We start from the raw sequence: 23,328 nt of genomic DNA on the forward strand, positions 1-23,328 counted from the left end.
TTAGCATAAGGTTGCCAGAATGATGCGATCGGCATTGAAGTAGGCGATCGCCTGCGCGCCTTCCTGCAAACCGTCGGTTTGCGCCGTTGACAGCGTGGCGCACAGGTTTTGCCCATCCGGCAACGCCATGATGACTTCGCACCGCTCCGGCCCGCGTTCAATGTGGCTGATGTGCCCGGTAAGCTGGTTGTCTGCCTGCTGCGCCACGGCGTGGTCAAGCGTGATGCCGACCCACGGCGCTTTCAGCAACACCAGTACTTCCTGGCCTTCAGTGAGCCCGAGGCGGTCGGCGCTTTGAGCGGTAATGGCGACTTTAAAACGGGTCTGGCCGTCCGCCAGCAGCACGTCGACATGTTGCTGTACCTGCTGGTGGTCACGACCGGTGATGGTGCCGAACCACTGGTTGCGGGCGCTGGTTTGTAACGAGAAGCGGGAAATCGCCGCCAGCAAGCTGTCGAGGGGTAGGGCGTCATCGTCGCTTAGTACGTCGAAGGCTTTTTGTTGAATCTGCGCCAACAGATCGTATAACTGAATCAACCGCTGTCCATAGCGGGTCAGCACCGCGCCGCCGCCGCCTTTGCCGCCGGTGGCGCGGTCGACCAGCGATTGTTCGCTAAGCTGGTTCATTTCGTTGATCGCATCCCATGCGCTTTTATAGCTGATACCGGCGTTCTTCGCCCCCTGGCTAATTGAGCCAGTCCGATCAATCTGCTTGAGTAAGGCTATCCGGCGGGGATCGGCGAACAGGCGCTGTTGAAGCTTAAGCGTAAGAAGGATTTCGGCCTGCATAATCAATTCCTGACGTAAAAAGCGTATTGTGAACGATAGCGTCCATCTTGCAACAGCCATCTGCCGCAGCGGCGGTGAGGCACCGCACAAATGGGGCGTGTTTTTCCGGCTGAAATGGTTACAATGAAGTATTCGTACTATCTGGAGCCAACCATGTTAGAGCTGTTGAAAAGTCTGGTATTTGCTGTCGTCATGGTACCTGTGGTGATGGCGGTCATCCTCGGTCTGATTTACGGTCTCGGCGAAGTGTTCAACATTTTCTCCGGCGTCGGTCATAAAGACAGCAGCCAGCAAAATCACTGATTCCCCAACGCCCGGCTCGCCGGGCGTTTTCTTTTGTACCTATCCTGATTACCCCTAAATCGCGCTGGGAAATCCTGAGTATAGTCGTTATATTATTCGCTACATAACGAACACACAGGAGTTTCCAATGGCAGGTCAATGGTCGCGTTTTCTGACCGGAGCGGCTTTAACGCTCTGCGTTTCTGGTCATGCGCTGGCGCAGGACGGCAAAATTACCGTTTTTGCCGCGGCGTCGTTAACCAACGCTATGCAGGATATCGCGCAAGCCTATAAAAAAGCGCACCGTGTTGAAGTGGTCTCTTCCTTTGCTTCTTCCTCCACGCTGGCGCGCCAGATTGAAGCCGGCGCGCCCGCCGATTTGTTTATTTCTGCGGACCAGAAATGGATGGACTATGCCGTAGACAAAAAAACAATCGATAAGGCAACCCGCACCACGCTGCTGGGCAATAGCCTGGTGGTGGTCGCGCCGAAAGCCAGCGATCGCAGCGATATCACCATTAATGATAAAACCGACTGGGCCAGCCTGCTGCAAGGCGGGCGTCTGGCGGTCGGCGATCCGGATCACGTACCGGCGGGGATCTACGCGAAAGAAGCTCTGCAGAAACTGGGGGCCTGGGAGACACTGTCGCCGAAGCTCGCGCCGGCAGAAGACGTGCGCGGCGCGCTGGCGCTGGTGGAGCGCAACGAAGCGCCGCTGGGCATCGTCTACGGCTCTGATGCCGTCGCCAGCAAGGGGGTCAAAGTGGTGGGCACCTTCCCGGAGGATTCGCACAAAAAAGTCGAGTATCCGCTGGCTATCGTTGATGGGCATAAAAATGCTACCGTAACCGCGTTTTATGACTACCTCAAAGGCCCGGAAGCCTCGGCTATCTTTAAACGTTACGGATTCACCACACAGCAATGATTTTAAGCGATCCCGAATGGCAGGCGGTACTGCTGAGCCTGAAAGTTTCATCCCTGGCGGTGGTTTGCAGCTTACCTTTTGGGATCTTTTTCGCCTGGCTGCTGGTGCGCCGCCATTTTCCCGGCAAAGCGTTACTCGATAGCATTATACATTTACCGCTGGTGCTGCCGCCGGTGGTGGTCGGCTATCTGTTGCTGATTTCCATGGGGCGACGCGGCTTTATCGGCAGTTGGTTATACGACTGCTTTGGTCTGACCTTCGCCTTCAGCTGGCGGGGGGCGGTGCTAGCGGCGGCGGTAATGTCATTCCCGCTGATGGTGCGGGCGATACGCCTCGCGCTTGAAGGGGTGGACGTGAAGCTTGAACAGGCGGCGCGCACCCTGGGGGCTAATCGCTGGCGGGTATTTTTCACCATCACGCTGCCGTTGACCCTGCCGGGCATTATTGTCGGTACGGTGCTGGCTTTCGCCCGTTCGCTGGGAGAGTTTGGCGCGACGATCACCTTTGTCTCAAACATTCCTGGCGAAACGCGCACCATTCCTTCCGCGATGTATACCCTGATTCAAACGCCCGGCAGCGAAGGCGCCGCCGCGCGGTTATGCATCATCTCTATTGTTTTGGCGCTGGTATCGTTGCTGGTGTCTGAATGGCTGGCGCGCCTTAGCCGTAAGCGGATGGGAAAATAACTATGCTGGAGCTCGATTTTAGCCAGACGTTGGGCAACCACTGCCTCGAAGTGCATGAAACCCTTCCCGCCAGCGGCATTACCGCTATTTTCGGCGTCTCAGGCGCGGGAAAAACCTCGCTGATTAATGCTATCAGCGGGCTGACGCAGCCGCAGCAGGGGCGCATTGTGCTCAATGGCCGGGTGCTCAATGACGCGCGACAGCGCATCTGCCTGGCGCCGGAGAAGCGGCGTATCGGTTATGTGTTTCAGGACGCGCGGCTGTTTCCGCACTATAAAGTGCGCGGCAACCTGAAATATGGGATGGCCAAAAGCATGGCCGCGCAATTTGATAAGCTGGTGGCGTTATTGGGCATTGAGCACCTGCTGGAACGGCTGCCCGGTAGTTTGTCCGGCGGGGAAAAACAGCGGGTGGCGATTGGCCGCGCCCTGTTGACCGCGCCGGAATTGCTGCTGCTGGATGAGCCGCTGGCCTCGCTGGATATTCCGCGAAAGCGCGAATTACTCCCCTATTTACAGCGGCTGGCGCGCGAGATCCATATCCCGATGCTGTATGTCAGCCACTCGCTGGATGAAATTCAGCACCTGGCCGATAACGTGCTGGTGCTGGAAGCGGGAAAAGTGAAGGCGTTTGGCGATCTCGAAACGGTGTGGAGCAGCAGCGTGATGCATCCGTGGCTGCCGCAGGAGCAGCAGAGCACGATTCTTAACGTCTCGGTGATCGCGCAGCATCCGCAATATGCAATGACTGCGCTGGCGCTGGGCGATCAGCAACTATGGGTTAATCAGCTGGCGCGGGAGCCGGGCGAAGCGGCGCGTGTTCGTATTCAGGCGTCGGATGTGTCGCTGGTGCTGGAGCATCCGCGACAAACCAGTATCCGGAATATTCTGCGCGCGCAGGTTGTTGGCTGCGTGGAAACCAACGGCCAGATCGAGGTACAGCTTACGGTCAGCGGCAAAACGCTATGGGCGCGAATTAGCCCGTGGGCGCGGGATGACCTGGGTGTCAGCCCAGGCCAGTGGCTGTATGCGCAAATTAAGAGCGTATCGATCGCGGCCTGATTACAGCAGGTTACGATTGATAAAGTCGGCGATGCTGGTGGTTTCGTTTTCGCCGATCACCACGTTGGCCCGCGCTTTGACTTCTTCAACCGCGTTACCCATCGCCACGCCGGTCCCGACGGCTTCCAGCATGCTGAGGTCGTTGTAGTTATCGCCAAAGGCGATAACGTCCTGCATGGATAATCCTTGCGCGGCGACCCACTGCGCCAGGCGCTTGCCTTTACTATTGCCGGCGCGGGCAATATCCACCTGATCGTGCCACGACCATTCACATTCCAGGCCCAGCTTCTGGCCGACGGTCTGCGCGAAGGCCTGTAGTTTCGGGATATTTTCATCGGTGAGGGCGAATTTCCATACCGCTTGTACTTCACGCGCCGCCTGCGCCAGAGAATCCACCTGGGTGAAAACCGGGCGCTGTTCAACCGGCAGCGACTGCGCCCAGTTAGTGGTGCGGATCACATGGCCGGTCGGATGTTCATAAAGCATGGCGTCATCGACGTACATCAGACCGTGAATATCGTGTTCGGCGAGCATGTTGGTGAGGCTGAGGGCCTTATCCACCGGCATCGGATCGGCTTCGAGAACCTTTTTTGCATGATAATCATACAAATAGGTACCATTACAACAAATTGCAGGTGTATCGAGAGCCAGTGCCTGATAAAAAGGATGGATAGCGACGTGATGTCGGCCGGTTACGACGATCACCTGATATCCAGCCTCCCGGGCGCGAGCCAGCGCATCGAGCGACGCCGGAAGAATCGTTTTTTTCGAGGTCAGTAGGGTGCCGTCTAAATCGAGGGCGATCACGCGTGAGGTCATGTGTTGGTTCCGGTAAATGGTGAAAAAGGGTCTGCCATGATGGTACACGGCTTCGTCTCAGGGGCAAATTTTTCAGCATCTACCGTTAAAAGCGTCTATACCATTCATCGTTGCGCCGCGCGCCGGATGAAATGTATAACGATGTCCACGAGCAGTTTCACGAGCAGTGAGGAAAGGAGTAGTCATGAAACAAACCGTATATACCGCCAGCCCGGAGAGCCATCAGATTCACGTCTGGAGCCTCAATGCTGAGGGAAATCTGACATTGGTTCAGGTTGTTGATGCCCCGGGCCAGGTGCAGCCGATGGTGGTAAGCCCGAACAAAGAGTATCTCTATGTCGGCGTGCGTCCGGAGTTTCGCGTCCTGGCTTACCGCATTGCGCCAGATAATGGCGCGCTGACTTTCGCCGGCGAAGCCGCGCTGCCGGGTAGCCCGACGCATATCTCCACCGACCATCAGGGCCGTTTTGTTTTCAGCGCTTCCTACAATCAGGGCTGCGTGAGCGTGACGCCATTGATTGACGGCCTGCCGGGCGAAACGGTCACCGTCGTCGAGGGGCTGGAGGGCTGCCACTCGGCCAATATTTCACCGGACAACCGCACGCTATGGGTACCGGCGCTGAAGCAGGATCGTATTTGCCTGTTTAACCTGAGCGACGACGGCTATCTGGCCGCGCAGGAGCCGGCGGAAGTTACTACCGTGGAAGGCGCCGGTCCGCGGCATATGGTGTTCCATCCGAACCAGCAGTATGGCTACTGTGTGAACGAACTGAACAGCTCCGTTGACGTGTGGGAGCTTAAAGATCCGCACGGGAAAATTGAGTGCGTACAGACGCTGGATATGATGCCGCCAGATTTTACCGGCGTGCGTTGGGCTGCGGATATCCATATTACGCCGGATGGCCGTCATCTTTATGCCTGCGATCGTACCGCCAGCATTATCACCATCTTTAGCGTTTCTGAAGACGGTAGCGTACTGTCTATTGAAGGCTACCAGCCGACCGAAGCGCAGCCGCGCGGCTTTAATCTCGATCATAGCGGTAAGTATTTGATTGCCGCGGGGCAGAAATCGCATCATATCGCGGTTTATGAAATTGCCGGCGAGCAGGGGCTGTTAAAAGAGAAAGGGCGTTATGCTGTTGGTCAGGGCCCTATGTGGGTAGTGGTTAACGCGCATTAATTTGCTATTGATAGAAAAAAACCTCGCGCCGGCGAGGTTTTTTTATTCGGACTGACAGCTTTAAATATCATCCATCGTATAGCCGACGACAATTTCCAGCGTCTTGCGAATCACATCCGCGGTAACCACGTTATCGGTGGTTTCCAGCGCATTGATCAACCATAAAATAAGCGCCTTATTGCTCAGATGTCCATCTGAGCTGAGGATACTGTCGATTGCCAGCGACATTACCGCAGATTCATCGACTAATTTATCTCCGGCGCTGCGGAAATATTCTGAGAGCGCTGTATCCTGCAGTCCTGCGTAAATATCTGATTGCTGATGCATAGTCTGTCTCATCATATTCTCACTTGTTTATTAAACTTGTTCGGGGATCAGTGTATTTTTTTGCCCGTCGGTTCGACGTTACTATCCACAACAACGGCTCTGTTTTCCCACTGGCCGTTAATCTTTTTAATGACCGGCGCGTGATTGCCGCGCGTCGTGAGTCTGACGCTAATTTCATCGATAACGGCAATAATTGCATTCCTTCGCTGGCGGTTCGTTTCCGCTGCCTGCATTAACCGAAGTTTGACTAGCAGCGTCGGAATATTAATTGGCCGGTTTGTTTTAAGAAGAGATAAAACTGCTTCGCCAATAATCTCATCGCTAACCCGATCTGATTGACTGCTTTTCATCATCGTCCCTCTGCATGCCAGGTTGTTCCTGTAGGCCAGGTCAGGTGCAGGCCGACAGTCAGCGTTTACTCCTGACGCTCAAAAAGCAGGCCAATCAACGTTTGATAATGATTTTCTTCTTCCGGGGCTCGTGCGACGTCAAGACGGCTCAGTAACTTGGTGCAAAGCGCTTTGCGGTTTAAATGCCGCCCTTCGGTGAGAATGTCCATCACGATTTCGCCCAGCGTCTCCTGCTGAGAAGGTAACGATGCTTTGTTGAAATACTGGGCTATCGCGTTCGCTGTATCTGGAATGTAACCATTCTGCTGCATATGCGCTCCTTTAATTTCACTCATCTGTTAACTGTGAGTAAACTTATACAATAATTTGTAACTTGTACATAGTGTATTGCGCAATAAATCGTGCCTGGAGTATAGTTGATTGAAAATTATTGATAAATTTGTTGTTTTTTTTATTTTGTGTAAAATTGCAATGAGGGTTTTAAGCGTGACGGATTGTACAAGATTATGCGGCCTGGCGGCGTTGTGTGTTCAATTTTTGTTAATATAAATACTTGTTTAGCAAGACGTATCGAACAGTAACTGCTACTGTGAATGCTTATACCTCTCATCTGGAACCGCTATGCTCACCACCATCATTTATCGCAGCCATATCTGCGACGATGTCTCATTCAAATCGCTCGAGTCGATGGTTGCTGCGGCTAACGAGAGAAATGGTCAGGCGGATGTCACCGGTATTTTACTTTTTAACGGTACGCATTTTTTCCAACTCATTGAGGGACCGGAAGAAAACGTACAGCAAATTTATCGACATATTTGCGCCGACCCGCGTCATTACAATCTGGTGGAGCTTCTATGCGATTACGCGCCGGCTCGCCGCTTTGGTAAGGTCGGCATGGAGCTGTTTGATTTAAGGGAACACGATCGCGACGCGGTACTACAGAACGTGCTGGATAAGGGGACGACAAAATATCAGCTGACTTACGACGACCGGGCGCTGCATTTTTTCCGTACCTTTGTCGAAGCGACGGAAAAAGAGAATTATTATGAAATTCCGGCAGCTGATAGCTGGGATTTTACTGCTGATGAGAGCACGTTTTATCCGGCCGCACCCTGTATCGACGGCGCTGAATCATGCTGTTTTGCTTTTCAGCCGGTGGTTGACCCTTTTGCCTGCGAAATAATCTCTTGGGAAGCGCTGCTGCGTACCGTTGACGGAGAACCGCCCGCAGCCTATTTTGCCGGTTTGTCAGGCGATGAGATTTACGTCGCGGATCTGCAAAGTAAACGGGTTGCGCTGGCCATTGCCGGTAAGTTAGGCCTGCGTGAACGTACGCTGACCATCAATCTACTGCCGATGACGCTGGTGAAAGTGGCGGATGCGGTGCCATTCCTGCTAACGGAAATTCAGCGCAACGATTTGATTCCGGAACAAATTATTGTTGAATTCACCGAGAGTGAAGTGATTTCGCGAATGGATGAGTTTACCGATGCCGTACGCAAATTGAAGGGGGCGGGAATACGCGTCGCTATCGATCACTTTGGCGCCGGTTTTGCCGGGCTATCGCTGCTGGCGCAATATCAACCGGATCGAATTAAAATTGACCAACAGCTGATCCGCAACATCCATCGTGACGGGCCGCGTCAGGCTATCGTGCAGGCGATTATTAAATGCTGCCACTCGCTGGAAATTGCCGTATCGGTGGTTGGCGTTGAGCAGGCGGAGGAGTGGATGTGGCTGGAGGCGGCGGGTATTTCTCATTTCCAGGGAAATCTGTTTGCCAGCCCGCGACTGGGTGGTCTGCCGGCTATCGCCTGGCCAGGGAAAATATGATCCCTCCTGGGATAGCGTAAACATACTTTCATCCTTTTTCCCGCACGCTGTGAGCTGCAACCTGATATCTTTATCTGTACAAGAAAAGAGAGTTGTACAGTATGCCTAAATTCGTTAGTTTAGGCGCTAAAGTATCAGGTTGAGATAAGGCGGCTTATGGCTTTTTACAGTATCGGTGAAGTAGCCGAGCGTTGCGGAATCAATCCGGTCACCCTTCGAGCCTGGCAGCGGCGTTACGGTTTGCTGAAACCGCAGCGTAGCGAAGGCGGGCACCGTCAGTTTGATGAAGAAGATATTCAGCGAATCGAAGAAATTAAGCGCTGGATAGAACGTGGCGTTTCAGTGGGCAAGGTTAAAGCGCTGCTGGAAGGCCAGCTACCTGCCGCCCGTGACGAATCCGCACAGTTGCAGGAAGAGATGATGAGTATCCTGCGCTATATGCAGCCGGCAAAAATCCGCGCCAAAATCACCGCATTAAGCCATCAGCATCCCGTCGACACCCTGCTTGATAGCCTGTTCGCGCCGGTGCGCCAGCGGCTGAAGCTCGATCAAAACACTTCAATGGTCATCAGCAGCATGTTGGATGGCATATTGATTGATTGCGTGGCGCTGTTTTTAGCGGAATCGCGTAAAAAAAATGGCAAGGAGACGCTGCTGGTGGGGTGGGGGAATGAAGACCGCACCGGCCTATGGCTGGAAGCCTGGCGTCTTTCGCAACGCGGTTGGCATGTTAACGTGCTGGCGGAACCGTTAGAATCTCCCCGCCCGGAGCTGTTTCCTGGACAACATATTTTCGTCTGGACCGGGCGCCCCGCCTCGCCGCTGCAACTGGAGCTGCTGGGCCACTGGCAGGAACAGGGCTTTAGTATTCACTTCCACGGTAACGAATAAAAAACCTGCCTTGCAATTGAGGCAGGTTGCTGTTTGCTTACGTCGCGCGTGCTCACAGATGGATTTGACTCCAGGACTTAAATGTTTCGCTACGGCTGATATTAAAGAAATCGGTCCTGCCGCTGCAGCCCAGTTTTTTTATCAGATTCAAACGGATTTGATAAATTGTCTTAATATGCAAGTTTAGCGAGCGACCAATACTGGCAATGGCTTCGCCATTACTGATGAGCTGAATGACCTTCTTTTCTCGCTCGGTAAACTGTATCAGTTCGCCCGGAGAAGTATGCGATTTATAATAACGGGTCGGTTGATTGAGAAATGTTTTTAATTCAGCAGGGGTCGATCTGGCGGGAATGCGTAACATTGGCAGTTCGCTAAGGAAATTAAGATCGTTGCCTTCGGTTAATAAAATAAAAATCGTTTCCCGACGATTGTATTTGTGTTGCAACACCGAGAAATAGCTATCGCTGGTGAAGAAAACATGCTTTTTGCGAAAGCAACTTTCTGGCAGCGTGCGCAGAATAAGGCTGATGCCGCTCAGAAGATAGTGGTTGTCAATCCACAGGTCATAGCGTTCGGAACAAATGTGCGTGTGTTTACTGAACATTTTGGTCTCCACGAAGCGGATGGACGAATTAATGACGAATACCACAGCGCAGAATATCCAGCGCCTGTAAATAGATATCAGCAAGTATTTCATTACTTTCTATTTGTAACCGTTGATTAATCTCACTAATTAATTGAAGATCGTCAACGGTTTTATTTTCCTGTAATAAGCTATTTTCTATGTTTTTCAGCAATGCGCAGTTAGCTATAAACTGCACAGGGATCGTATTTTTGATATGCATAAGCCTGAATCTCCCACGCGATAAATAAAAGCCGCTGGCGTAAACGATTTGCACATCGTTTACGCCAAAACATTGCGGACAGGCAACGATAAAACAGGAACCACCTCAAAATAACCGCGGCGTTGGCGCAAAGTGCTGACCCGAGCGCGCGCGTAAAATCGAGCTACCCGTCAACTATAGACGCTCAGAGGAAAGTTGTACAAATTTCTATGGAATAATTTGTACAAATTAGTGGTTGGTTAATGTGGGTTTCATTATGTAGTTGATATATATGTTTTTTATTTTTATGTTTCTTGTACAGACAAGGCGGTAAATCTCTCTGAAAAACGACGAATGCTCTCTGCGCGGGGTTATACTTGTCTGCCAGGAAAGAGAAAAAGGAGGATATGCGATGAAACTATGGCCAATTCTGACCGGGGTTGCGGTATCGCTGGCGTTGGTCGCCTGTAAGACCCCCACGCCGCCTCACGGGGTAAAACCGATAAACCACTTTGACGCCAGCCGTTATCTGGGGCGCTGGTATGAAGTCGCGCGTCTGGAAAACCGTTTTGAACGAGGTCTGGAGCAGGTGACGGCAACCTACAGTATGCGTGACGACGGCGGCATTCGCGTACTCAATCGAGGATTTGACCCGCGCAACAAACGCTGGCGCGAGAGCGAGGGCAAAGCCTATTTCACCGGCGCTTCCACCACGGCGGCGCTGAAAGTCTCTTTCTTCGGCCCCTTCTATGGCGGATATAACGTGATCGCGCTCGACGAGGACTACCAATACGCGCTGGTAAGCGGTCCAAACCGCGACTATTTATGGCTGCTTTCGCGCACCCCGGATATTCCGTCCCACATTCGACAGCAGTACCTTGCCCTGGCCGCTGAGCTCGGTTTTGCGGTAAACAAACTGGTGTGGGTGCCGCAGGCGAAGGCTTAAACTATCGCCTGCCGCAGGGTGTGCGCCGCATCGTTGAGCACGGGCGCCGGCATACGGCCGATCAGCGCAAACTGGTAGCCGCCGTGGCGCCACCAGCGCAGGTTCATGCCCTGACGCTGCTCATTTTGCGGCGGTGAGGCGGATTGCCGGGCGTCGGGTGAAATACAAAGCGCGACCGGGCCGTAACCGGTATGCAGCCAGAGGATTTGCGTGATCGAGGTACTTTCGTAGCGCAGCATACGGACCATTTTCAGCTCCGCCTCAGGCAAGGCGAGCTGGCGTCGTTCTAGCAACAGTCCTGTATCCTGCGCCGAACGATGCAGGCCACGGTCGAGCATCGCGGGTGAATTATCAACATCGGCCACGGTTTCCGCGCTATATAGCGACATGTACTGGGCTTCAAGACGGCGAATATTCTCGTCATCGTCTTCCTGCGGCTCAGGCCGCCAGAAATAACTTGCTGCGCTACCGATAACCAACAGGCCCAATGAGGCGGCAATCAGCGCGCGACGGCTGAAGCGCGCCTGATTTTGCGCTTTACTTTTCGGCCCGGTGAGGTAGGCCGCCAGTTTCGCCTGCATCCGCGCCACGGGCGCTTCATCAAGCAGGGCGGCGAAAGCATGTTGATAAGGCTGATGATTATTCATTAACCTGGCGGTGCGGCTGGCGAGCTGCGGGTCGCGGGCAAAGGTTTCGCTAAAACGGCGGGCGTCCTCCGCGCACATTTCGCCATCAAGCCAGGCGACAATGGCCTCGTCCTGCCAGGGTGGGGAAAAGCGAATAGGGTTCATGAGCGTTTCTCCTGCGCCGTGGGCGAAATCGCCGGCGTTTTGGCCAGTGTTTCCCGCGCGGCGGCCAGCCGACTCATAATGGTGCCAATAGGTACCGATAGCGTCTCGGCGGCTTCCTGATAGCTAAACCCCTCGACATACACCAAAAAGACGGCATTACGCTGCGCCTCGGGCAGTTGATTAACCCGCAGCATAAGTTGCCGATAGCGCCACCGCGTATCGTCCTGTTCGCCCGGCTCGGGGGCGGCCAGCTCCTCACACTCGACAAACCCCTGGCCGAGGCGAACCTGGCGGGCGCGCAGCTCTGAAATCCAGATTGAGTGCAAAATGGCGAATAGCCACCTGTCGATGCGGGTGCCGGGGGTAAACTGCGCGCTCTTTTCGAGCGCGCGAAGGCAGGTGGCCTGCACCAGCTCCTCGGCGACGTCGCGGTTGTGCGAGAGTACGAGGCCGTAGCGCCACAGGCGAGAAAGATGGGCGGCAAGTTGGCTATCAACGATACGGTTAGCGATGTTCTTATCCTTATTGATTCTGGCGAATCACGACTATCAGGATTCCGGATGTCCGTTTATTGCCGACTGAAGATCGCGGTACTCTTCGCAGCTTTGGCCGCAAATGCCGGCGATGGCCGCCAGCTGCTGTTTGGCCAAATCGGGGCGTCCTTTGACCATCCACGCCTCGCCAAGGTATTCGCGGGCTTTCGCGTAGTCCGGTTTCAGCGCCAGCGCCCGCTGATAATAGCCAATTCCTTCATCGGTTCTGCCGAGCTTACGCGTGGCGTAGCCGCGGAAATTCCATGCCTCAGGCGTATTGGCGTTGTGCAGCGTATCCAGCAGGTTAAGTGCGGCCTGATATTCGCCTTTTTTCGCCAGATGCCAGGCATAATTGGTTTTATCCTCATCGCTAAGGCTACTGGTTTTCTGCGGGACGCATTTTTGGCTCACGCTGTCGTAGGCCTGACCGCTCGGGCAATCCGGGGTTTGTTTGCTCGGGCTGTTATCGCCCATGGCCAACGCCGCCGGGGTATATAACAAAAATAGCAGCGCCGGAACGACTAAGCGCCTGATGGGAGAAATTCGTGCGTTCATGGTGGCCTCCAGGTGAGCGAGAGACGCGATAAGGCATCGCGTTGTCGGTACTGAAGAGTAAACGCGCGAGCGGGAGGATTTATTCGCCGTTGGCGAAAATTATTAATTGGCGTTGTGGCAGGAGTACACGCGGATAAGAAAAGCCCGCGCTCGGGGAGAGCGTGGGCCGATAATATTACTGTTTCGGAGCGGCAACCACAAAACTGCCTACGCCGCGGTTGTTATATTCCCACATGCGGTTGAAGCCGTTGTCGTTAAGGTTACGCTGCGGGTTGCCTTTGTCATCCTGCGCGCCAACATTACCGCTGAAGGCGCGATTAGAACCGACCGCCGCCGCCCACGGTTGAGCAATGTTAAAGCCTTCATTGATGACGCTATCGCGAATCACCACCTGGCCATTGCTGTTGCCGTCGACGTCCAGCGCACGGCCCAGCTGCGCGACGTTATCGCCGGACGCGGTGAAGCGGCTATTGGTCGCCAGGAAGCCGTAGGTCACGCTTTTCAGCGTTGCCGGCGCGAAAACGTAGGCTTCTTTCTGCGTACGCGAGTTCACGACGCGGAAATCGGTATTATCGAATACCACCGCGCCGCGACCGGAAACGATATCCACATCGCCTTCAATATAGCTATTAGTTACCAGCGTACGGGTCTGACGGTTATCCTGCAGCCGGTTCTGCACGCCGCTATTGGTCACAAAGAAGGTGTTCTGGCGGCCAAGAATGTTGACCTTGTTGATCTGTACCTGGTCGCCATCGCTGCGCAAGGCCACTGCCTGATGGGTACCGGCATCGACGCTGTCGCCGAGATTGTTGGCGATGGTCAGGTTCTGCAGCTGCAGGCCATTATTCTGCGACCAGAAGACCGCGGAACACATCACGCCGACGGTGGCGGCGGATTTGCTCTGGCAGCTGTCGAACATATACCACGCGGGCTTGCCTGGCATGTATTTGCCGCCCGGATTGACCAGATGACGCCAGCTATTGCGGTCCATTTCGGAATCAATCGCTTCGCTGATTTTGACGTCGGCAGGGTTTTCACCGGTACCATAAATCGTCAGCGCGCCTGGCGCGGCAGGCACATAGACGGTACCCGCATATTCGCCTGGCATAACGGCGATGAACAGGCGACGGGCGGAGTGACGGGCAATCGCCGCATCGACCGCGGCCTGAATAGTCGTGTGGGTCACGCCCTGGGCACCCGCCGGGCCGACGATGAAATCAGGCTGCGCCGGCAGGCTGATAGCGGATGGCGTCCACGTGGCGGCATTCGGCGTCAGCGACTGAAAATAGGCCGCTTGAGTGAAGTTTTTCGCTTCATCGGCGCTAAGAATCGGCCGTGCGGTATTGCCCGGTGCAGTCTGCGTTGAGGGCTTTTGATCGGCAGGCGTCGAGCTACAGGCGGACAGCGTCACGCCGAAGGCCAGCGCCAGCGCCAGACGGGAAACGGAATATGTGTTCATGTTGCTCCGGGCGATAATATGCAAAGTTACATACCCTTTGTGCGTGACAGGGTATAAGTCCTTTAAAACCTGCTGTTTTATACTAACTTGAACGAAACGGGAAGATGCCAGTTCAAAAACTTCACTTCTTTACGCAACGCGAAGCGCTGACGGAACGTCTTTAGTCACAAAAAAATAACATTTACCCGCACTTTTATTGACATTACCGGCGTTATGAAAATAAATGTCTATACAACCCATGACAAGTTGAATGCTATGACTGAAGCCACCTCTGAACTCGTTATCTGGCGAAACGCGCGTCTCGCCACTTTGCATCCTGATTCTTCTCAACCATACGGCCTGCTGGAGCGCCATGCGCTGCTGGTGCGTAACGGCCGTATCGAGGCGATCGTCGACGACGCTGACGCCCCGGCGGGGCGTCGTATCGACCTCGAAGGCCGGCTGTTGACGCCGGGTCTCATTGACTGCCACACGCACCTGATTTTTGGCGGCAGCCGGGCGCAGGAGTGGGAGCAGCGGCTGAACGGCGTGTCGTATCAAACCATCAGCGCCAACGGCGGCGGCATTAACTCCACCGTGCGCGCCACGCGCGAAAGCAGCGAAGCTGAACTACTGGCGCTGGCGCAGCCGCGTCTGGAGCGCCTGCTGCGTGAAGGGGTGACAACGCTGGAGATTAAATCAGGCTACGGTCTCGATCTGCAAAACGAACGCAAAATGTTGCGGGTCGCCCGACAACTGGCTGACGACAATGGCGTGGAACTGTCGGCGACGCTGCTCTCCGCCCACGCCACGCCGCCGGAATATCATGGCGACGCCGATAGCTATATCTCGCTGGTCTGCGAGACCATACTGCCGACGCTGTGGCAAGAGGGGCTGTTTGAAAGCGTTGACGTCTTCTGTGAAAACGTCGGCTTTAGTCCACAGCAAACCGAGCGCGTATTTCAGGCCGCGCAGGCGCTGGGCATTCCGGTAAAAGGCCACGTTGAGCAGCTCTCGTCGCTGGGCGGCGCTCAACTGGTGAGCCGCTATCATGGGCTTTCCGCCGACCATATCGAGTATCTGACGGAAGAGGGCGTGGCTGCGATGCGCGAAAGCGGCACCGTGGCGGCCCTGCTCCCCGGCGCGTTCTACTTCCTCAATGAAACCCGCAAACCGCCGGTGGAACTGCTGCGCAAGTACCAGGTGCCGATGGCGGTGGCGACCGATTTCAACCCGGGCACCAGCCCCTTCGCTAGCCTGCATCTGGCGATGAACATGGCCTGCGTCAAGTTTGGTTTAACGCCGGAAGAGGCCTGGGCCGGGGTGACTCGCCATGCCGCGCGGGCGCTGGGGCGACAGGAGAGCCATGGTCAGCTGGCGGCGGGCTTTGTCGCAAACTTCGCTATCTGGGATGCCGAGCATCCGGTCGAGATGGTGTATGAGCCGGGGCGCGCGCCGCTCTGGGGGCGCGTGGTACGAGGAGAACTGCAATGATGCTGTGGCAAGCTACCCCCGCGAACCTTTGGCAGGGGCGTGATGATAGCGCGGAGGCGCCCAATGCGCTGCGCCTGTTCCAGACCATCGCCCGCGCGGAACGCTTCGCGCCGCAGGAGATGCCTGGCGATATCGCGCTGCTCGGCTTCGCCTGCGACGAAGGCGTACGGCGTAATAAAGGGCGCACCGGCGCCGGAGATGGCCCGGAAACGCTACGCCGGGCGTTGGCCAATATGGCCAGCCATCAGGGCCATGACCGCTGCGTGGATATGGGCACGATTAGCGTCGACGGTGAACAGTTAGAAGCCGCGCATCAGGCGCTGCGCGAGGCGGTGGCCGCCTGTCAACGCGCCGGCAAACGCACGCTGGTGCTGGGCGGCGGCCACGAGACGGCTTTCGGCCACGGCGCTGGGGTACTGGATGCCTTCCCGGGAGAAAAAGTGGGCATTATTAATCTCGATGCGCATCTGGATTTACGCTTTGCCGAATGCGCCAGTTCCGGGACGCCGTTCCGCCAGCTGGCGCTGGAGTGTGAAGCGCAGCAGCGAGGTTTTCACTATACCTGCATCGGGGTTAGCCGGGCGGCGAACACCCAGGCGCTATGGGATGAAGCGGCGCGCCGCCAGGTGGCTATCGTTGAGGATCTGGAGGTGCTGGCAGCCTTCGAAACACGCGTGTTGCCGGAGCTTGAGCGCAATATCGCGCAATTCGACCGTCTGTATCTGACTATCGATCTCGACGTGCTGCCGGCGCGCGAAATGCCGGCGGTTTCCGCGCCGGCGGCGCTGGGCGTGCCGCTGGCGACCCTGCTGCGGATCGTTGAGCCGTTGTGCCGCAGCGGTAAGCTACAGGCGGTGGATTTGGTCGAGTTTAATCCGCAATTTGACATCGACGGACAGGGCGCCCGCGCGGCGGCCCGTCTGGCATGGCAAATCGCCCATTGGTGGCGCTAGCGATCCGCGCTATTATTTTCGTTTCGCCGCTCCGCTTATTACGCATAAGGAAAGCCAGGCCATGTTTGCACAACAACCTCGTTCCGCGCCCGCGCCTTTCTATGAAAAGGTGAAGCAGGCGATCAGCGAAAAGATCCACCGCGGCGAGTGGCGCCCGCACGACCGAATTCCCTCGGAGGCTGAACTGGTCGCCCAGTTCGGCTTCAGCCGAATGACCATCAACCGCGCGCTGCGAGAGCTGACGGATGAAGGCTTGCTGGTGAGGCTACAGGGCGTCGGTACCTTCGTCGCTGAGCCGAAAGGGCAGTCGGCGCTATTTGAAGTGCGCAGCATTGCCGATGAGATTGCCTCCCGCCGTCACCAGCACCGCTGTGAGGTGCTGCTTTTAGAGGAGACCGAAGCGGATGTTATCCAGGCGGAGGCGCTCAACGTCGCCGAAGGCACGCGTATCTTTCATTCGCTGATGGTGCATTTTGAAAATGATGTCCCGGTACAAATTGAAGATCGCTGCGTCAATGCCGCGGTGGTGCCAGACTATCTATTACAGGATTACACCGCCACCACGCCGCATGATTATCTGTCGCTGATTGCGCCGTTAACCGAAGGCGAACATATCGTCGAGGCGGTGCAGGCGACGTCAGAAGAGTGCGCGCTGCTGCGCATCCTGCCGCACGATCCCTGCCTGCTTATTCGCCGCCGCACCTGGTCGACGACGCATATTGTCTCACACGCTCGCCTGCTGTTCCCCGGCGCGCGCTACCGTCTGCAGGGCCATTTCAGCTCGTAATTCTCCCTGGCGTCAGCAAAACGTGATTGCTGACGCAATATAACAAAATTGTATCATTTCTGTTAAATCCTGGCTTGCGTAGAGTTGTATAGACAAGTATATGTATCTACGTACACAACGTTAATTGTCAGGAGAAACCCCGATGTCGCAAAGCAAATATCGCCAGCTGGACGTACGTGCCCCGAGAGGCACGACGCTTACCGCCAAGAGCTGGTTGACCGAAGCGCCGCTGCGTATGTTAATGAACAACCTCGATCCCGATGTCGCCGAAAACCCGCATGAGCTGGTGGTCTATGGCGGTATCGGTCGCGCTGCGCGCAACTGGGAATGCTATGACGCTATCGTGAAGGCGCTGAAAAACCTGGAAAGCGATGAGACCCTGCTGGTGCAGTCCGGCAAACCGGTCGGCGTATTTAAAACGCATGAAAACTCGCCGCGCGTGCTGATCGCTAACTCCAACCTGGTCCCGCACTGGGCCACCTGGGAACACTTCAACGAACTGGATGCCAAAGGGTTGGCGATGTACGGCCAGATGACCGCCGGCAGCTGGATTTATATCGGTAGCCAGGGCATCGTGCAGGGCACCTATGAAACTTTCGTCGAAGCCGGTCGCCAGCACTATCAGGGCAGCCTGAAAGGCCGCTGGGTGTTAACCGCCGGTCTGGGCGGTATGGGCGGCGCGCAGCCGCTGGCCGCGACGCTGGCAGGCGCCTGCTCGCTGAACATTGAATGCCAGCAGAGCCGCATCGATTTCCGTCTGCGTACCCGCTACGTTGATGAACAGGCCACTTCTCTGGATGACGCCCTGGCGCGCATCAAAAAATACACCGCCGAAGGCCGCGCTATCTCCATCGCGCTGTGCGGCAACGCCGCGGATATCGTTCCGGAACTGGTGAAACGCGGCGTACGCCCGGATATGGTCACCGACCAGACCAGCGCCCACGACCCGCTGCACGGCTATCTGCCGAAAGGATGGAGCTGGGAGGAGTATCAGCAGAAAGCCGAATCCGATCCGCAAGGCACTATCCTGGCGGCGAAACGCTCGATGGCAGACCACGTTCAGGCGATGCTGGCCTTTAATGAAATGGGCGTACCGACCTTCGACTACGGCAACAACATCCGCCAGATGGCGCAGGAAATGGGCGTCAGCAACGCCTTCGATTTCCCGGGCTTCGTGCCGGCGTATATCCGTCCGCTGTTCTGCCGCGGTATCGGCCCGTTCCGTTGGGTAGCGCTGTCCGGCGATCCGCAGGATATCTACAAAACCGACGCGAAAGTGAAAGAGATCATTAAAGATGATAAGCATCTGCACCACTGGCTGGATATGGCGCGCGAGCGCATCAGCTTCCAGGGACTGCCGGCGCGTATCTGCTGGGTAGGTCTGGAGTGGCGGCAGAAGCTGGGGCTGGCCTTTAACGAAATGGTGCGTAGCGGCGAAGTCTCCGCGCCGATCGTGATTGGCCGCGATCACCTTGATTCCGGCTCCGTCGCCAGCCCGAACCGCGAAACCGAAGCCATGCGCGACGGCTCGGATGCGGTATCTGACTGGCCGTTGCTCAACGCACTGCTTAACACCGCCAGCGGCGCGACCTGGGTGTCGCTGCACCACGGCGGCGGCGTAGGCATGGGCTTCTCGCAGCACTCCGGTATGGTTATCGTCTGTGATGGTACCGATGAAGCGGCAGCGCGTATCGCTCGCGTCCTGCATAACGACCCGGCGACCGGCGTAATGCGTCATGCCGACGCGGGTTACGATATCGCCATTGAATGCGCGGTGGAACAGGGTCTGAATCTTCCGATGGTTGCGGCAACGCAGGGGAATGCTAAATGAAATCTTTAACGCTAATTCCGGGGCAACTGAACCTGTCGCAGCTCCGCGACGTTTACAGCCACCCGCTGAACATTACCCTTGATAGCAGCGCGTTTGCGGCAATTGATGAGAGCGTGGCCTGCGTTAACGCCATCCTCGCCGAAGGGCGGACCGCCTACGGTATCAACACCGGTTTTGGCCTGCTGGCGCAGACCCGTATCTCGACGGAAGATCTGGAGAACCTGCAGCGTTCGCTGGTGCTATCCCATGCGGCAGGCGTTGGCGAGCCGCTGGACGATGACCTGGCGCGCCTGATTATGGTGCTGAAGATTAACAGCCTGTCCCGCGGTTTCTCCGGGATCCGCCTGAGCGTGATCCAGGCGCTGATTGGCCTGGTCAATGCCGGCGTGACGCCGTGGATCCCGGCGAAAGGTTCCGTCGGCGCCTCCGGCGACCTCGCGCCGCTGGCGCATATGTCGCTGACGCTGCTTGGCGAAGGCAAAGCGCGGGTACGCGGCGGCGAATGGCTGCCGGCGACGGAAGCGTTACGTCAGGCGGGGCTGGAGCCGATTACCCTGGCGGCGAAAGAAGGTCTGGCGCTGCTGAACGGCACCCAGGCGTCGACGGCCTTTGCGCTGCGCGGCCTGTTCGAAGCCGAAGATCTGTTCGCCTCCGCGGTCGTTTGCGGAGCGTTAACCACCGAAGCGGCGCTGGGTTCGCGTCGTCCGTTCGATGCGCGTATTCACGAGGTGCGCGGCCAGCGTGGCCAGATTGATGCGGCGGCGCTGTATCGCCACCTGTTGACCGATGACAGCGCGATTTCGCAGTCGCACCATAACTGCGCCAAGGTGCAGGATCCGTACTCTCTGCGCTGTCAGCCGCAGGTGATGGGCGCCTGCCTGACGCAGATCCGCCAGGCGGCGGAAGTACTGTTAGCCGAAGCGAACGCGGTCTCCGATAACCCGCTGGTCTTTGCCGCCGAAAATGACGTCATCTCCGGCGGTAACTTCCATGCCGAACCGGTAGCGATGGCGGCGGATAATATCGCACTGGCGATCGCGGAAATCGGCTCGCTCTCCGAGCGTCGTATCGCGCTGATGATGGACAGCCATATGTCGCAGCTGCCGCCGTTCCTCGTGAAAAATGGCGGCGTCAACTCCGGCTTTATGATTGCTCAGGTCACGGCGGCGGCTTTAGCCAGTGAAAACAAAGCGCTGTCGCACCCGCATAGCGTTGACAGCCTGCCAACTTCTGCGAACCAGGAAGACCACGTCTCGATGGCGCCGGCTGCCGGTCGTCGCCTGTGGGCGATGGCGGAAAACACCCGCGGGGTGCTGGCCGTCGAGTGGCTGGCGGCGGCGCAGGGGCTGGATATGCGCGAAGGGCTGACCACCAGTCCGCTGCTGGAAGAGGCGCGTCACCTGCTGCGCGAACGCGTGCCGCATTATACCCAAGACCGTTTCTTCGCTCCTGATATTGAAAATGCCACCGAGCTTTTGGCCGCACGTCACCTGACGCGTCTGCTGCCTGCCGTATTGCCTGGCCTGAATTAATCACCGTTGTTCTCTGTACCCGCGTCGGGGGGATGTCATCCCCCCGGCCGTCCTACATCGCATATTTGTCGTCATATAAAAAAACCAGGACACCTGTATATGCAACAACAACACAAACCGCATCTGCTGCGCGGGCTGAATGCCCGACACATTCGTTTTATTGCGCTCGGTTCCGCTATCGGCACCGGGCTGTTCTACGGTTCGGCCTCCGCCATTAAGGCGGCGGGTCCGGCGGTGCTGCTGGCCTATCTGATCGGCGGCGCGGCGGTCTTTATGGTCATGCGCGCGCTGGGTGAAATGGCGGTGCGCAATCCGGTTTCCGGCTCCTTCGGCAGCTACGCTCGCCAGTATCTCGGGCCGCTGGCCGGATTTATTACCGGCTGGACCTACACCTTTGAAATGGTGATCGTGGCGCTGGCCGACGTCACCGCGTTCGGTATCTATATGGGGTTGTGGTATCCCGATGTGCCGCGCTGGATCTGGATCCTCAGCATCATCTTCTTTATTGGCGCGATGAACCTGTGCAACGTGCGGGTGTTCGGCGAGATGGAGTTCTGGCTGTCGCTGATTAAAGTGGTAGCGATTATCGCCATGATGGCGGCGGGCGCGGGGATTATTTTCTTTGGCTTTGGCCATAGTTTCCCGGCCACCGGGCTGGAAAATCTGTGGAGCCACGGCGGCTTTGCGCCAAATGGCTGGCAGGGGATCATCGCCTCGCTTGGCATCGTGATGTTCGCTTTCGGCGGTGTAGAGATTATCGGCGTCACGGCGGCGGAAGCGCAGAACCCGAAGAAGGTCATCCCGCAGGCCATCAACACCATTCCGCTGCGTATTATTCTGTTTTACGTCTGCACCCTGGCGGTGCTGATGGCGATCTTCCCGTGGAATAGTTTTGGCGAGCAGGGCAGTCCGTTTGTGCTGATCTTTGATGGCCTCGGGATCCCGGCGGCGGCGACCGTGCTGAATATCATCGTGATTAGCGCCAGTATCTCGGCGATTAACAGCGATATTTTTGGCGCCGGGCGCATGATGTACGGTATGTCGAAAGAGGGGCTTGCGCCGAAGTGCTTCCAGCGGATCGCCAGCAACGGCGTACCCTGGATGACGGTCGTGGTGATGGGCGTGGCGCTGCTGGTGGCGGTGGTGCTTAACTATCTGATGCCGGAACAGGTCTTTGTCCTGATTGCCTCGCTGGCGGCGTTCGCCACCGTCTGGGTGTGGTTGATGATCCTGCTCTCTCATTTCTCGATGCGCCGCGGTTTGTCGGCCGAAGAGCGCAGTAAGATCGAATTCCCGATCCCCTTCTGGCCGGTTGGCCCGCTGTTGACGCTACTGTTTATGGGGCTGGTAATCGCCGTGCTGGGAATGGTGGAAGAGACGCGCGTGGCGCTGTTAGCCGGGCTGGTGTGGCTGGGGCTGCTGACGGTGGTGTGGTACGCGCGCGTGCGTAAAACCGCGCTGCAGGTGGCCACGGAACAGTAAGGTCAATCTCCCCGGTGGCGCTGCGCTTACCGGGGCTACGTTTGGACCGTAGATACTGTTATCGGTTTGCAACGGTTTTGGTCGGGGAAAACATGTGCTTTGTGTTAATTCCGACACATTGCGCTCCCAATATTTCTTCTGCGTTATGTCCCTCATGGCGCAGGGAGCGCACAGGGGGCGGCCAGTCGCCGCCGCCCCCTGTACCCCCGGGCTCTGGCCGCCAAAATCGCCACTTCGTGGTACCTTCGACTTATCCCTGCAGGCTTCGGGTCGGGCCGAGGCAGCGTCCTTGCAAAACACGGCCCTCAGCCCGCATCCATGCGGGCTGCCCCGGCCTTCCGGGAACGTCTCAGCGATTTTGAGGCCGCCAACAACGGCAGTTTCAGCAAGCATGGTGAATAAATTAAAGGCAGGCCGCACGGACCGTAGGTCGGGTAAGCGCAGCGCCACCCGACAATATACCGGTGCCGCGGGTTGCCCGGATAAGGCGCAAGCCGCTATCCGGGGGGATAATTAACTGAACAGGGCGGTGATGGAAGCGCTGGCGAGCGAATGGAAATGGACATTAAAGCCGACCATCGCGCCGCTCGCCTCGGCATCGACATCAATCTTATCGATATCCAGCGCGTGCACGGTAAAAATGTAGCGGTGGGTTTCACCCTTCGGCGGCGCCGCGCCGCCGTAGCCGGCCTTACCAAAATCGGTGCGGGTCTGAATGGCCTCTTCCGGTAGCTCCGCCTGACCGGAACCGGCCCCCTGCGGTAAAACCCGGGTATCGGCAGGCAGGTTGGCTACCACCCAGTGCCACCAGCCGGAGCCGGTCGGCGCATCCGGGTCGTAGCAGGTGACGACAAAGCTTTTGGTTCCCGCGGGGACGTCGTCCCACATCAGATGCGGCGAAAGATTATCGCCATCGTACCCCATACCGTTGAATACGTGACGATTAGGCAGCTTGCCGCCGTCTTGCAGATCGTGACTGGTCAGTTTCATGCTTCATCCTCATTGATAATGCGCTG

26 protein-coding genes are annotated in these 23,328 nt (G+C 56.7%); 14 read left to right on the forward strand and 12 right to left on the reverse strand.

Going from position 1 to position 23,328, the window contains the following annotated elements; all coding sequences use genetic code 11:
• Entirely contained in the window at positions 1-789 is a 789-nt protein-coding gene (gene modE, locus ABLU80_RS00065; RefSeq protein ID WP_015367646.1) for a molybdenum-dependent transcriptional regulator, read from the reverse strand.
• A gap of 153 nt (positions 790-942) precedes the next feature.
• On the opposite strand from modE, the gene ABLU80_RS00070 reads away from it, so the two are divergent.
• From ABLU80_RS00070 to modC, 4 genes are all read left to right on the forward strand, one after another.
• On the forward strand, positions 943-1,092 hold the full coding sequence (locus ABLU80_RS00070) for an AcrZ family multidrug efflux pump-associated protein (protein WP_015367645.1): 150 nt from the start codon (positions 943-945) through the stop codon (positions 1,090-1,092).
• Between the two features lie 127 nt (positions 1,093-1,219).
• Entirely contained in the window at positions 1,220-1,996 is a 777-nt protein-coding gene (modA, locus tag ABLU80_RS00075; RefSeq protein ID WP_213796416.1) for a molybdate ABC transporter substrate-binding protein, read from the forward strand.
• A complete protein-coding gene (gene modB, locus ABLU80_RS00080; protein WP_348849565.1) occupies positions 1,993-2,682 on the forward strand; it encodes a molybdate ABC transporter permease subunit in 690 nt (229 codons plus the stop codon). The genes modA and modB overlap by 4 nt, the downstream gene beginning before the upstream one ends.
• A 2-nt stretch (positions 2,683-2,684) precedes the next feature.
• Entirely contained in the window at positions 2,685-3,743 is a 1,059-nt protein-coding gene (gene modC, locus ABLU80_RS00085; protein ID WP_348849566.1) for a molybdenum ABC transporter ATP-binding protein ModC, read from the forward strand.
• Here the strand turns inward: modC and ABLU80_RS00090 are convergent, their stop codons facing one another.
• Positions 3,744-4,562: a pyridoxal phosphatase gene (locus tag ABLU80_RS00090; RefSeq protein ID WP_077203104.1), complete on the reverse strand. Its 819-nt coding sequence runs from the start codon at positions 4,560-4,562 to the stop codon at positions 3,744-3,746.
• A 184-nt stretch (positions 4,563-4,746) separates the two neighbouring features.
• On the opposite strand from ABLU80_RS00090, the gene pgl reads away from it, so the two are divergent.
• Positions 4,747-5,742, forward strand: coding sequence for a 6-phosphogluconolactonase (pgl, locus tag ABLU80_RS00095; RefSeq protein WP_015367640.1), 996 nt, complete (start codon positions 4,747-4,749; stop codon positions 5,740-5,742).
• A gap of 60 nt (positions 5,743-5,802) precedes the next feature.
• On the opposite strand, the gene ABLU80_RS00100 is transcribed toward pgl, so the two are convergent.
• The 3 genes from ABLU80_RS00100 to ycgZ form a co-directional block, all read right to left on the reverse strand.
• Positions 5,803-6,069, reverse strand: coding sequence for a biofilm development regulator YmgB/AriR family protein (locus tag ABLU80_RS00100; protein WP_015367639.1), 267 nt, complete (start codon positions 6,067-6,069; stop codon positions 5,803-5,805).
• A 47-nt stretch (positions 6,070-6,116) separates the two neighbouring features.
• Positions 6,117-6,419 (reverse strand): hypothetical protein, encoded by a 303-nt coding sequence (locus tag ABLU80_RS00105; protein WP_026612370.1) that lies wholly within the window; start codon positions 6,417-6,419, stop codon positions 6,117-6,119.
• A 65-nt stretch (positions 6,420-6,484) separates the two neighbouring features.
• Complete coding sequence (gene ycgZ, locus ABLU80_RS00110) at positions 6,485-6,730, reverse strand: regulatory protein YcgZ (RefSeq protein WP_015367637.1); 246 nt, start codon at positions 6,728-6,730, stop codon at positions 6,485-6,487.
• Positions 6,731-7,040: 310 nt separating this feature from the next.
• Here ycgZ and ABLU80_RS00115 point away from each other — a divergent pair, with 310 nt between their 5' ends.
• Both ABLU80_RS00115 and ABLU80_RS00120 read left to right on the forward strand, forming a co-directional pair.
• Complete coding sequence (locus ABLU80_RS00115; protein WP_262830744.1) at positions 7,041-8,252, forward strand: diguanylate phosphodiesterase; 1,212 nt, start codon at positions 7,041-7,043, stop codon at positions 8,250-8,252.
• Between the two features lie 156 nt (positions 8,253-8,408).
• Complete coding sequence (locus tag ABLU80_RS00120; RefSeq protein WP_015704784.1) at positions 8,409-9,143, forward strand: MerR family transcriptional regulator; 735 nt, start codon at positions 8,409-8,411, stop codon at positions 9,141-9,143.
• A gap of 52 nt (positions 9,144-9,195) precedes the next feature.
• Here ABLU80_RS00120 and ABLU80_RS00125 read toward each other — a convergent pair whose 3' ends face one another.
• Together ABLU80_RS00125 and ABLU80_RS00130 are read right to left on the reverse strand one after the other, a co-directional pair.
• The gene (locus ABLU80_RS00125; protein ID WP_047080614.1) at positions 9,196-9,750 is read right to left on the reverse strand and encodes a helix-turn-helix transcriptional regulator; all 555 of its coding nucleotides are present in this window, start codon (positions 9,748-9,750) and stop codon (positions 9,196-9,198) included.
• Positions 9,751-9,778: 28 nt separating this feature from the next.
• Positions 9,779-9,991 carry a hypothetical protein gene (locus ABLU80_RS00130; RefSeq protein ID WP_015367633.1) on the reverse strand — a complete coding sequence of 71 codons (213 nt, stop codon included), beginning with the start codon at positions 9,989-9,991 and terminating at the stop codon, positions 9,779-9,781.
• Between the two features lie 391 nt (positions 9,992-10,382).
• Here ABLU80_RS00130 and blc point away from each other — a divergent pair, with 391 nt between their 5' ends.
• Positions 10,383-10,916 (forward strand): outer membrane lipoprotein Blc, encoded by a 534-nt coding sequence (blc, locus tag ABLU80_RS00135; protein WP_047080615.1) that lies wholly within the window; start codon positions 10,383-10,385, stop codon positions 10,914-10,916.
• Here the strand turns inward: blc and ABLU80_RS00140 are convergent.
• The 4 genes from ABLU80_RS00140 to ABLU80_RS00155 form a co-directional block, all read right to left on the reverse strand.
• A complete protein-coding gene (locus tag ABLU80_RS00140) occupies positions 10,913-11,707 on the reverse strand; it encodes a membrane protein (protein ID WP_047080616.1) in 795 nt (264 codons plus the stop codon). The two genes, blc and ABLU80_RS00140, sit on opposite strands and share 4 nt — an antisense overlap.
• Complete coding sequence (locus ABLU80_RS00145; RefSeq protein WP_306810379.1) at positions 11,704-12,237, reverse strand: sigma-70 family RNA polymerase sigma factor; 534 nt, start codon at positions 12,235-12,237, stop codon at positions 11,704-11,706. Before ABLU80_RS00145 ends, ABLU80_RS00140 begins: the two co-directional genes overlap by 4 nt.
• An 18-nt stretch (positions 12,238-12,255) precedes the next feature.
• On the reverse strand, positions 12,256-12,795 hold the full coding sequence (locus ABLU80_RS00150) for a tetratricopeptide repeat protein (protein ID WP_348849567.1): 540 nt from the start codon (positions 12,793-12,795) through the stop codon (positions 12,256-12,258).
• A 175-nt stretch (positions 12,796-12,970) separates the two neighbouring features.
• On the reverse strand, positions 12,971-14,254 hold the full coding sequence (locus tag ABLU80_RS00155) for a putative acyl-CoA thioester hydrolase (protein WP_032714113.1): 1,284 nt from the start codon (positions 14,252-14,254) through the stop codon (positions 12,971-12,973).
• A gap of 213 nt (positions 14,255-14,467) precedes the next feature.
• On the opposite strand from ABLU80_RS00155, the gene hutI reads away from it, so the two are divergent.
• The 6 genes from hutI to ABLU80_RS00185 all read left to right on the forward strand — a co-directional run bounded on the left by hutI (position 14,468) and on the right by ABLU80_RS00185 (position 22,312).
• Entirely contained in the window at positions 14,468-15,727 is a 1,260-nt protein-coding gene (gene hutI, locus ABLU80_RS00160; protein ID WP_162872122.1) for an imidazolonepropionase, read from the forward strand.
• Positions 15,724-16,680, forward strand: coding sequence for a formimidoylglutamase (hutG, locus tag ABLU80_RS00165; protein WP_015704790.1), 957 nt, complete (start codon positions 15,724-15,726; stop codon positions 16,678-16,680). Before hutI ends, hutG begins: the two co-directional genes overlap by 4 nt.
• 61 nt (positions 16,681-16,741) lie before the next feature.
• Positions 16,742-17,467, forward strand: a complete 726-nt coding sequence (locus ABLU80_RS00170) for a histidine utilization repressor (RefSeq protein ID WP_015704791.1) — start codon at positions 16,742-16,744, stop codon at positions 17,465-17,467.
• Between the two features lie 142 nt (positions 17,468-17,609).
• A complete protein-coding gene (hutU, locus tag ABLU80_RS00175; protein WP_032712917.1) occupies positions 17,610-19,298 on the forward strand; it encodes a urocanate hydratase in 1,689 nt (562 codons plus the stop codon).
• Positions 19,295-20,830, forward strand: a complete 1,536-nt coding sequence (hutH, locus tag ABLU80_RS00180; protein ID WP_348849569.1) for a histidine ammonia-lyase — start codon at positions 19,295-19,297, stop codon at positions 20,828-20,830. The genes hutU and hutH overlap by 4 nt, the downstream gene beginning before the upstream one ends.
• Before the next feature lie 99 nt (positions 20,831-20,929).
• The gene (locus ABLU80_RS00185) at positions 20,930-22,312 is read left to right on the forward strand and encodes an amino acid permease (RefSeq protein ID WP_015367620.1); all 1,383 of its coding nucleotides are present in this window, start codon (positions 20,930-20,932) and stop codon (positions 22,310-22,312) included.
• Between the two features lie 513 nt (positions 22,313-22,825).
• On the opposite strand, the gene ABLU80_RS00190 is transcribed toward ABLU80_RS00185, so the two are convergent.
• Positions 22,826-23,302: a kinase inhibitor gene (locus ABLU80_RS00190; protein WP_015704792.1), complete on the reverse strand. Its 477-nt coding sequence runs from the start codon at positions 23,300-23,302 to the stop codon at positions 22,826-22,828.
• Positions 23,303-23,328 lie beyond the last annotated feature (26 nt).

The organism is Klebsiella sp. CN_Kp104 (genome assembly GCF_040064515.1).
In the GTDB taxonomy this organism is placed as follows: domain Bacteria; phylum Pseudomonadota; class Gammaproteobacteria; order Enterobacterales; family Enterobacteriaceae; genus Klebsiella; species Klebsiella aerogenes.

What these genes read in the sequence shown, in the direction of transcription:
- modE (WP_015367646.1), bottom strand. Translation starts at nt 789, where the DNA reads ATGCAGGCCGAAATCCTTCTTACGCTTAAGCTTCAACAGCGCCTGTTC.
- ABLU80_RS00070 (WP_015367645.1), top strand. Translation starts at nt 943, where the DNA reads ATGTTAGAGCTGTTGAAAAGTCTGGTATTTGCTGTCGTCATGGTACCT.
- modA (WP_213796416.1), top strand. Translation starts at nt 1,220, where the DNA reads ATGGCAGGTCAATGGTCGCGTTTTCTGACCGGAGCGGCTTTAACGCTC.
- modB (WP_348849565.1), top strand. Translation starts at nt 1,993, where the DNA reads ATGATTTTAAGCGATCCCGAATGGCAGGCGGTACTGCTGAGCCTGAAA.
- modC (WP_348849566.1), top strand. Translation starts at nt 2,685, where the DNA reads ATGCTGGAGCTCGATTTTAGCCAGACGTTGGGCAACCACTGCCTCGAA.
- ABLU80_RS00090 (WP_077203104.1), bottom strand. Translation starts at nt 4,562, where the DNA reads ATGACCTCACGCGTGATCGCCCTCGATTTAGACGGCACCCTACTGACC.
- pgl (WP_015367640.1), top strand. Translation starts at nt 4,747, where the DNA reads ATGAAACAAACCGTATATACCGCCAGCCCGGAGAGCCATCAGATTCAC.
- ABLU80_RS00100 (WP_015367639.1), bottom strand. Translation starts at nt 6,069, where the DNA reads ATGCATCAGCAATCAGATATTTACGCAGGACTGCAGGATACAGCGCTC.
- ABLU80_RS00105 (WP_026612370.1), bottom strand. Translation starts at nt 6,419, where the DNA reads ATGAAAAGCAGTCAATCAGATCGGGTTAGCGATGAGATTATTGGCGAA.
- ycgZ (WP_015367637.1), bottom strand. Translation starts at nt 6,730, where the DNA reads ATGCAGCAGAATGGTTACATTCCAGATACAGCGAACGCGATAGCCCAG.
- ABLU80_RS00115 (WP_262830744.1), top strand. Translation starts at nt 7,041, where the DNA reads ATGCTCACCACCATCATTTATCGCAGCCATATCTGCGACGATGTCTCA.
- ABLU80_RS00120 (WP_015704784.1), top strand. Translation starts at nt 8,409, where the DNA reads ATGGCTTTTTACAGTATCGGTGAAGTAGCCGAGCGTTGCGGAATCAAT.
- ABLU80_RS00125 (WP_047080614.1), bottom strand. Translation starts at nt 9,750, where the DNA reads ATGTTCAGTAAACACACGCACATTTGTTCCGAACGCTATGACCTGTGG.
- ABLU80_RS00130 (WP_015367633.1), bottom strand. Translation starts at nt 9,991, where the DNA reads ATGCATATCAAAAATACGATCCCTGTGCAGTTTATAGCTAACTGCGCA.
- blc (WP_047080615.1), top strand. Translation starts at nt 10,383, where the DNA reads ATGAAACTATGGCCAATTCTGACCGGGGTTGCGGTATCGCTGGCGTTG.
- ABLU80_RS00140 (WP_047080616.1), bottom strand. Translation starts at nt 11,707, where the DNA reads ATGAACCCTATTCGCTTTTCCCCACCCTGGCAGGACGAGGCCATTGTC.
- ABLU80_RS00150 (WP_348849567.1), bottom strand. Translation starts at nt 12,795, where the DNA reads ATGAACGCACGAATTTCTCCCATCAGGCGCTTAGTCGTTCCGGCGCTG.
- ABLU80_RS00155 (WP_032714113.1), bottom strand. Translation starts at nt 14,254, where the DNA reads ATGAACACATATTCCGTTTCCCGTCTGGCGCTGGCGCTGGCCTTCGGC.
- hutI (WP_162872122.1), top strand. Translation starts at nt 14,468, where the DNA reads ATGAAAATAAATGTCTATACAACCCATGACAAGTTGAATGCTATGACT.
- hutG (WP_015704790.1), top strand. Translation starts at nt 15,724, where the DNA reads ATGATGCTGTGGCAAGCTACCCCCGCGAACCTTTGGCAGGGGCGTGAT.
- ABLU80_RS00170 (WP_015704791.1), top strand. Translation starts at nt 16,742, where the DNA reads ATGTTTGCACAACAACCTCGTTCCGCGCCCGCGCCTTTCTATGAAAAG.
- hutU (WP_032712917.1), top strand. Translation starts at nt 17,610, where the DNA reads ATGTCGCAAAGCAAATATCGCCAGCTGGACGTACGTGCCCCGAGAGGC.
- hutH (WP_348849569.1), top strand. Translation starts at nt 19,295, where the DNA reads ATGAAATCTTTAACGCTAATTCCGGGGCAACTGAACCTGTCGCAGCTC.
- ABLU80_RS00185 (WP_015367620.1), top strand. Translation starts at nt 20,930, where the DNA reads ATGCAACAACAACACAAACCGCATCTGCTGCGCGGGCTGAATGCCCGA.
- ABLU80_RS00190 (WP_015704792.1), bottom strand. Translation starts at nt 23,302, where the DNA reads ATGAAACTGACCAGTCACGATCTGCAAGACGGCGGCAAGCTGCCTAAT.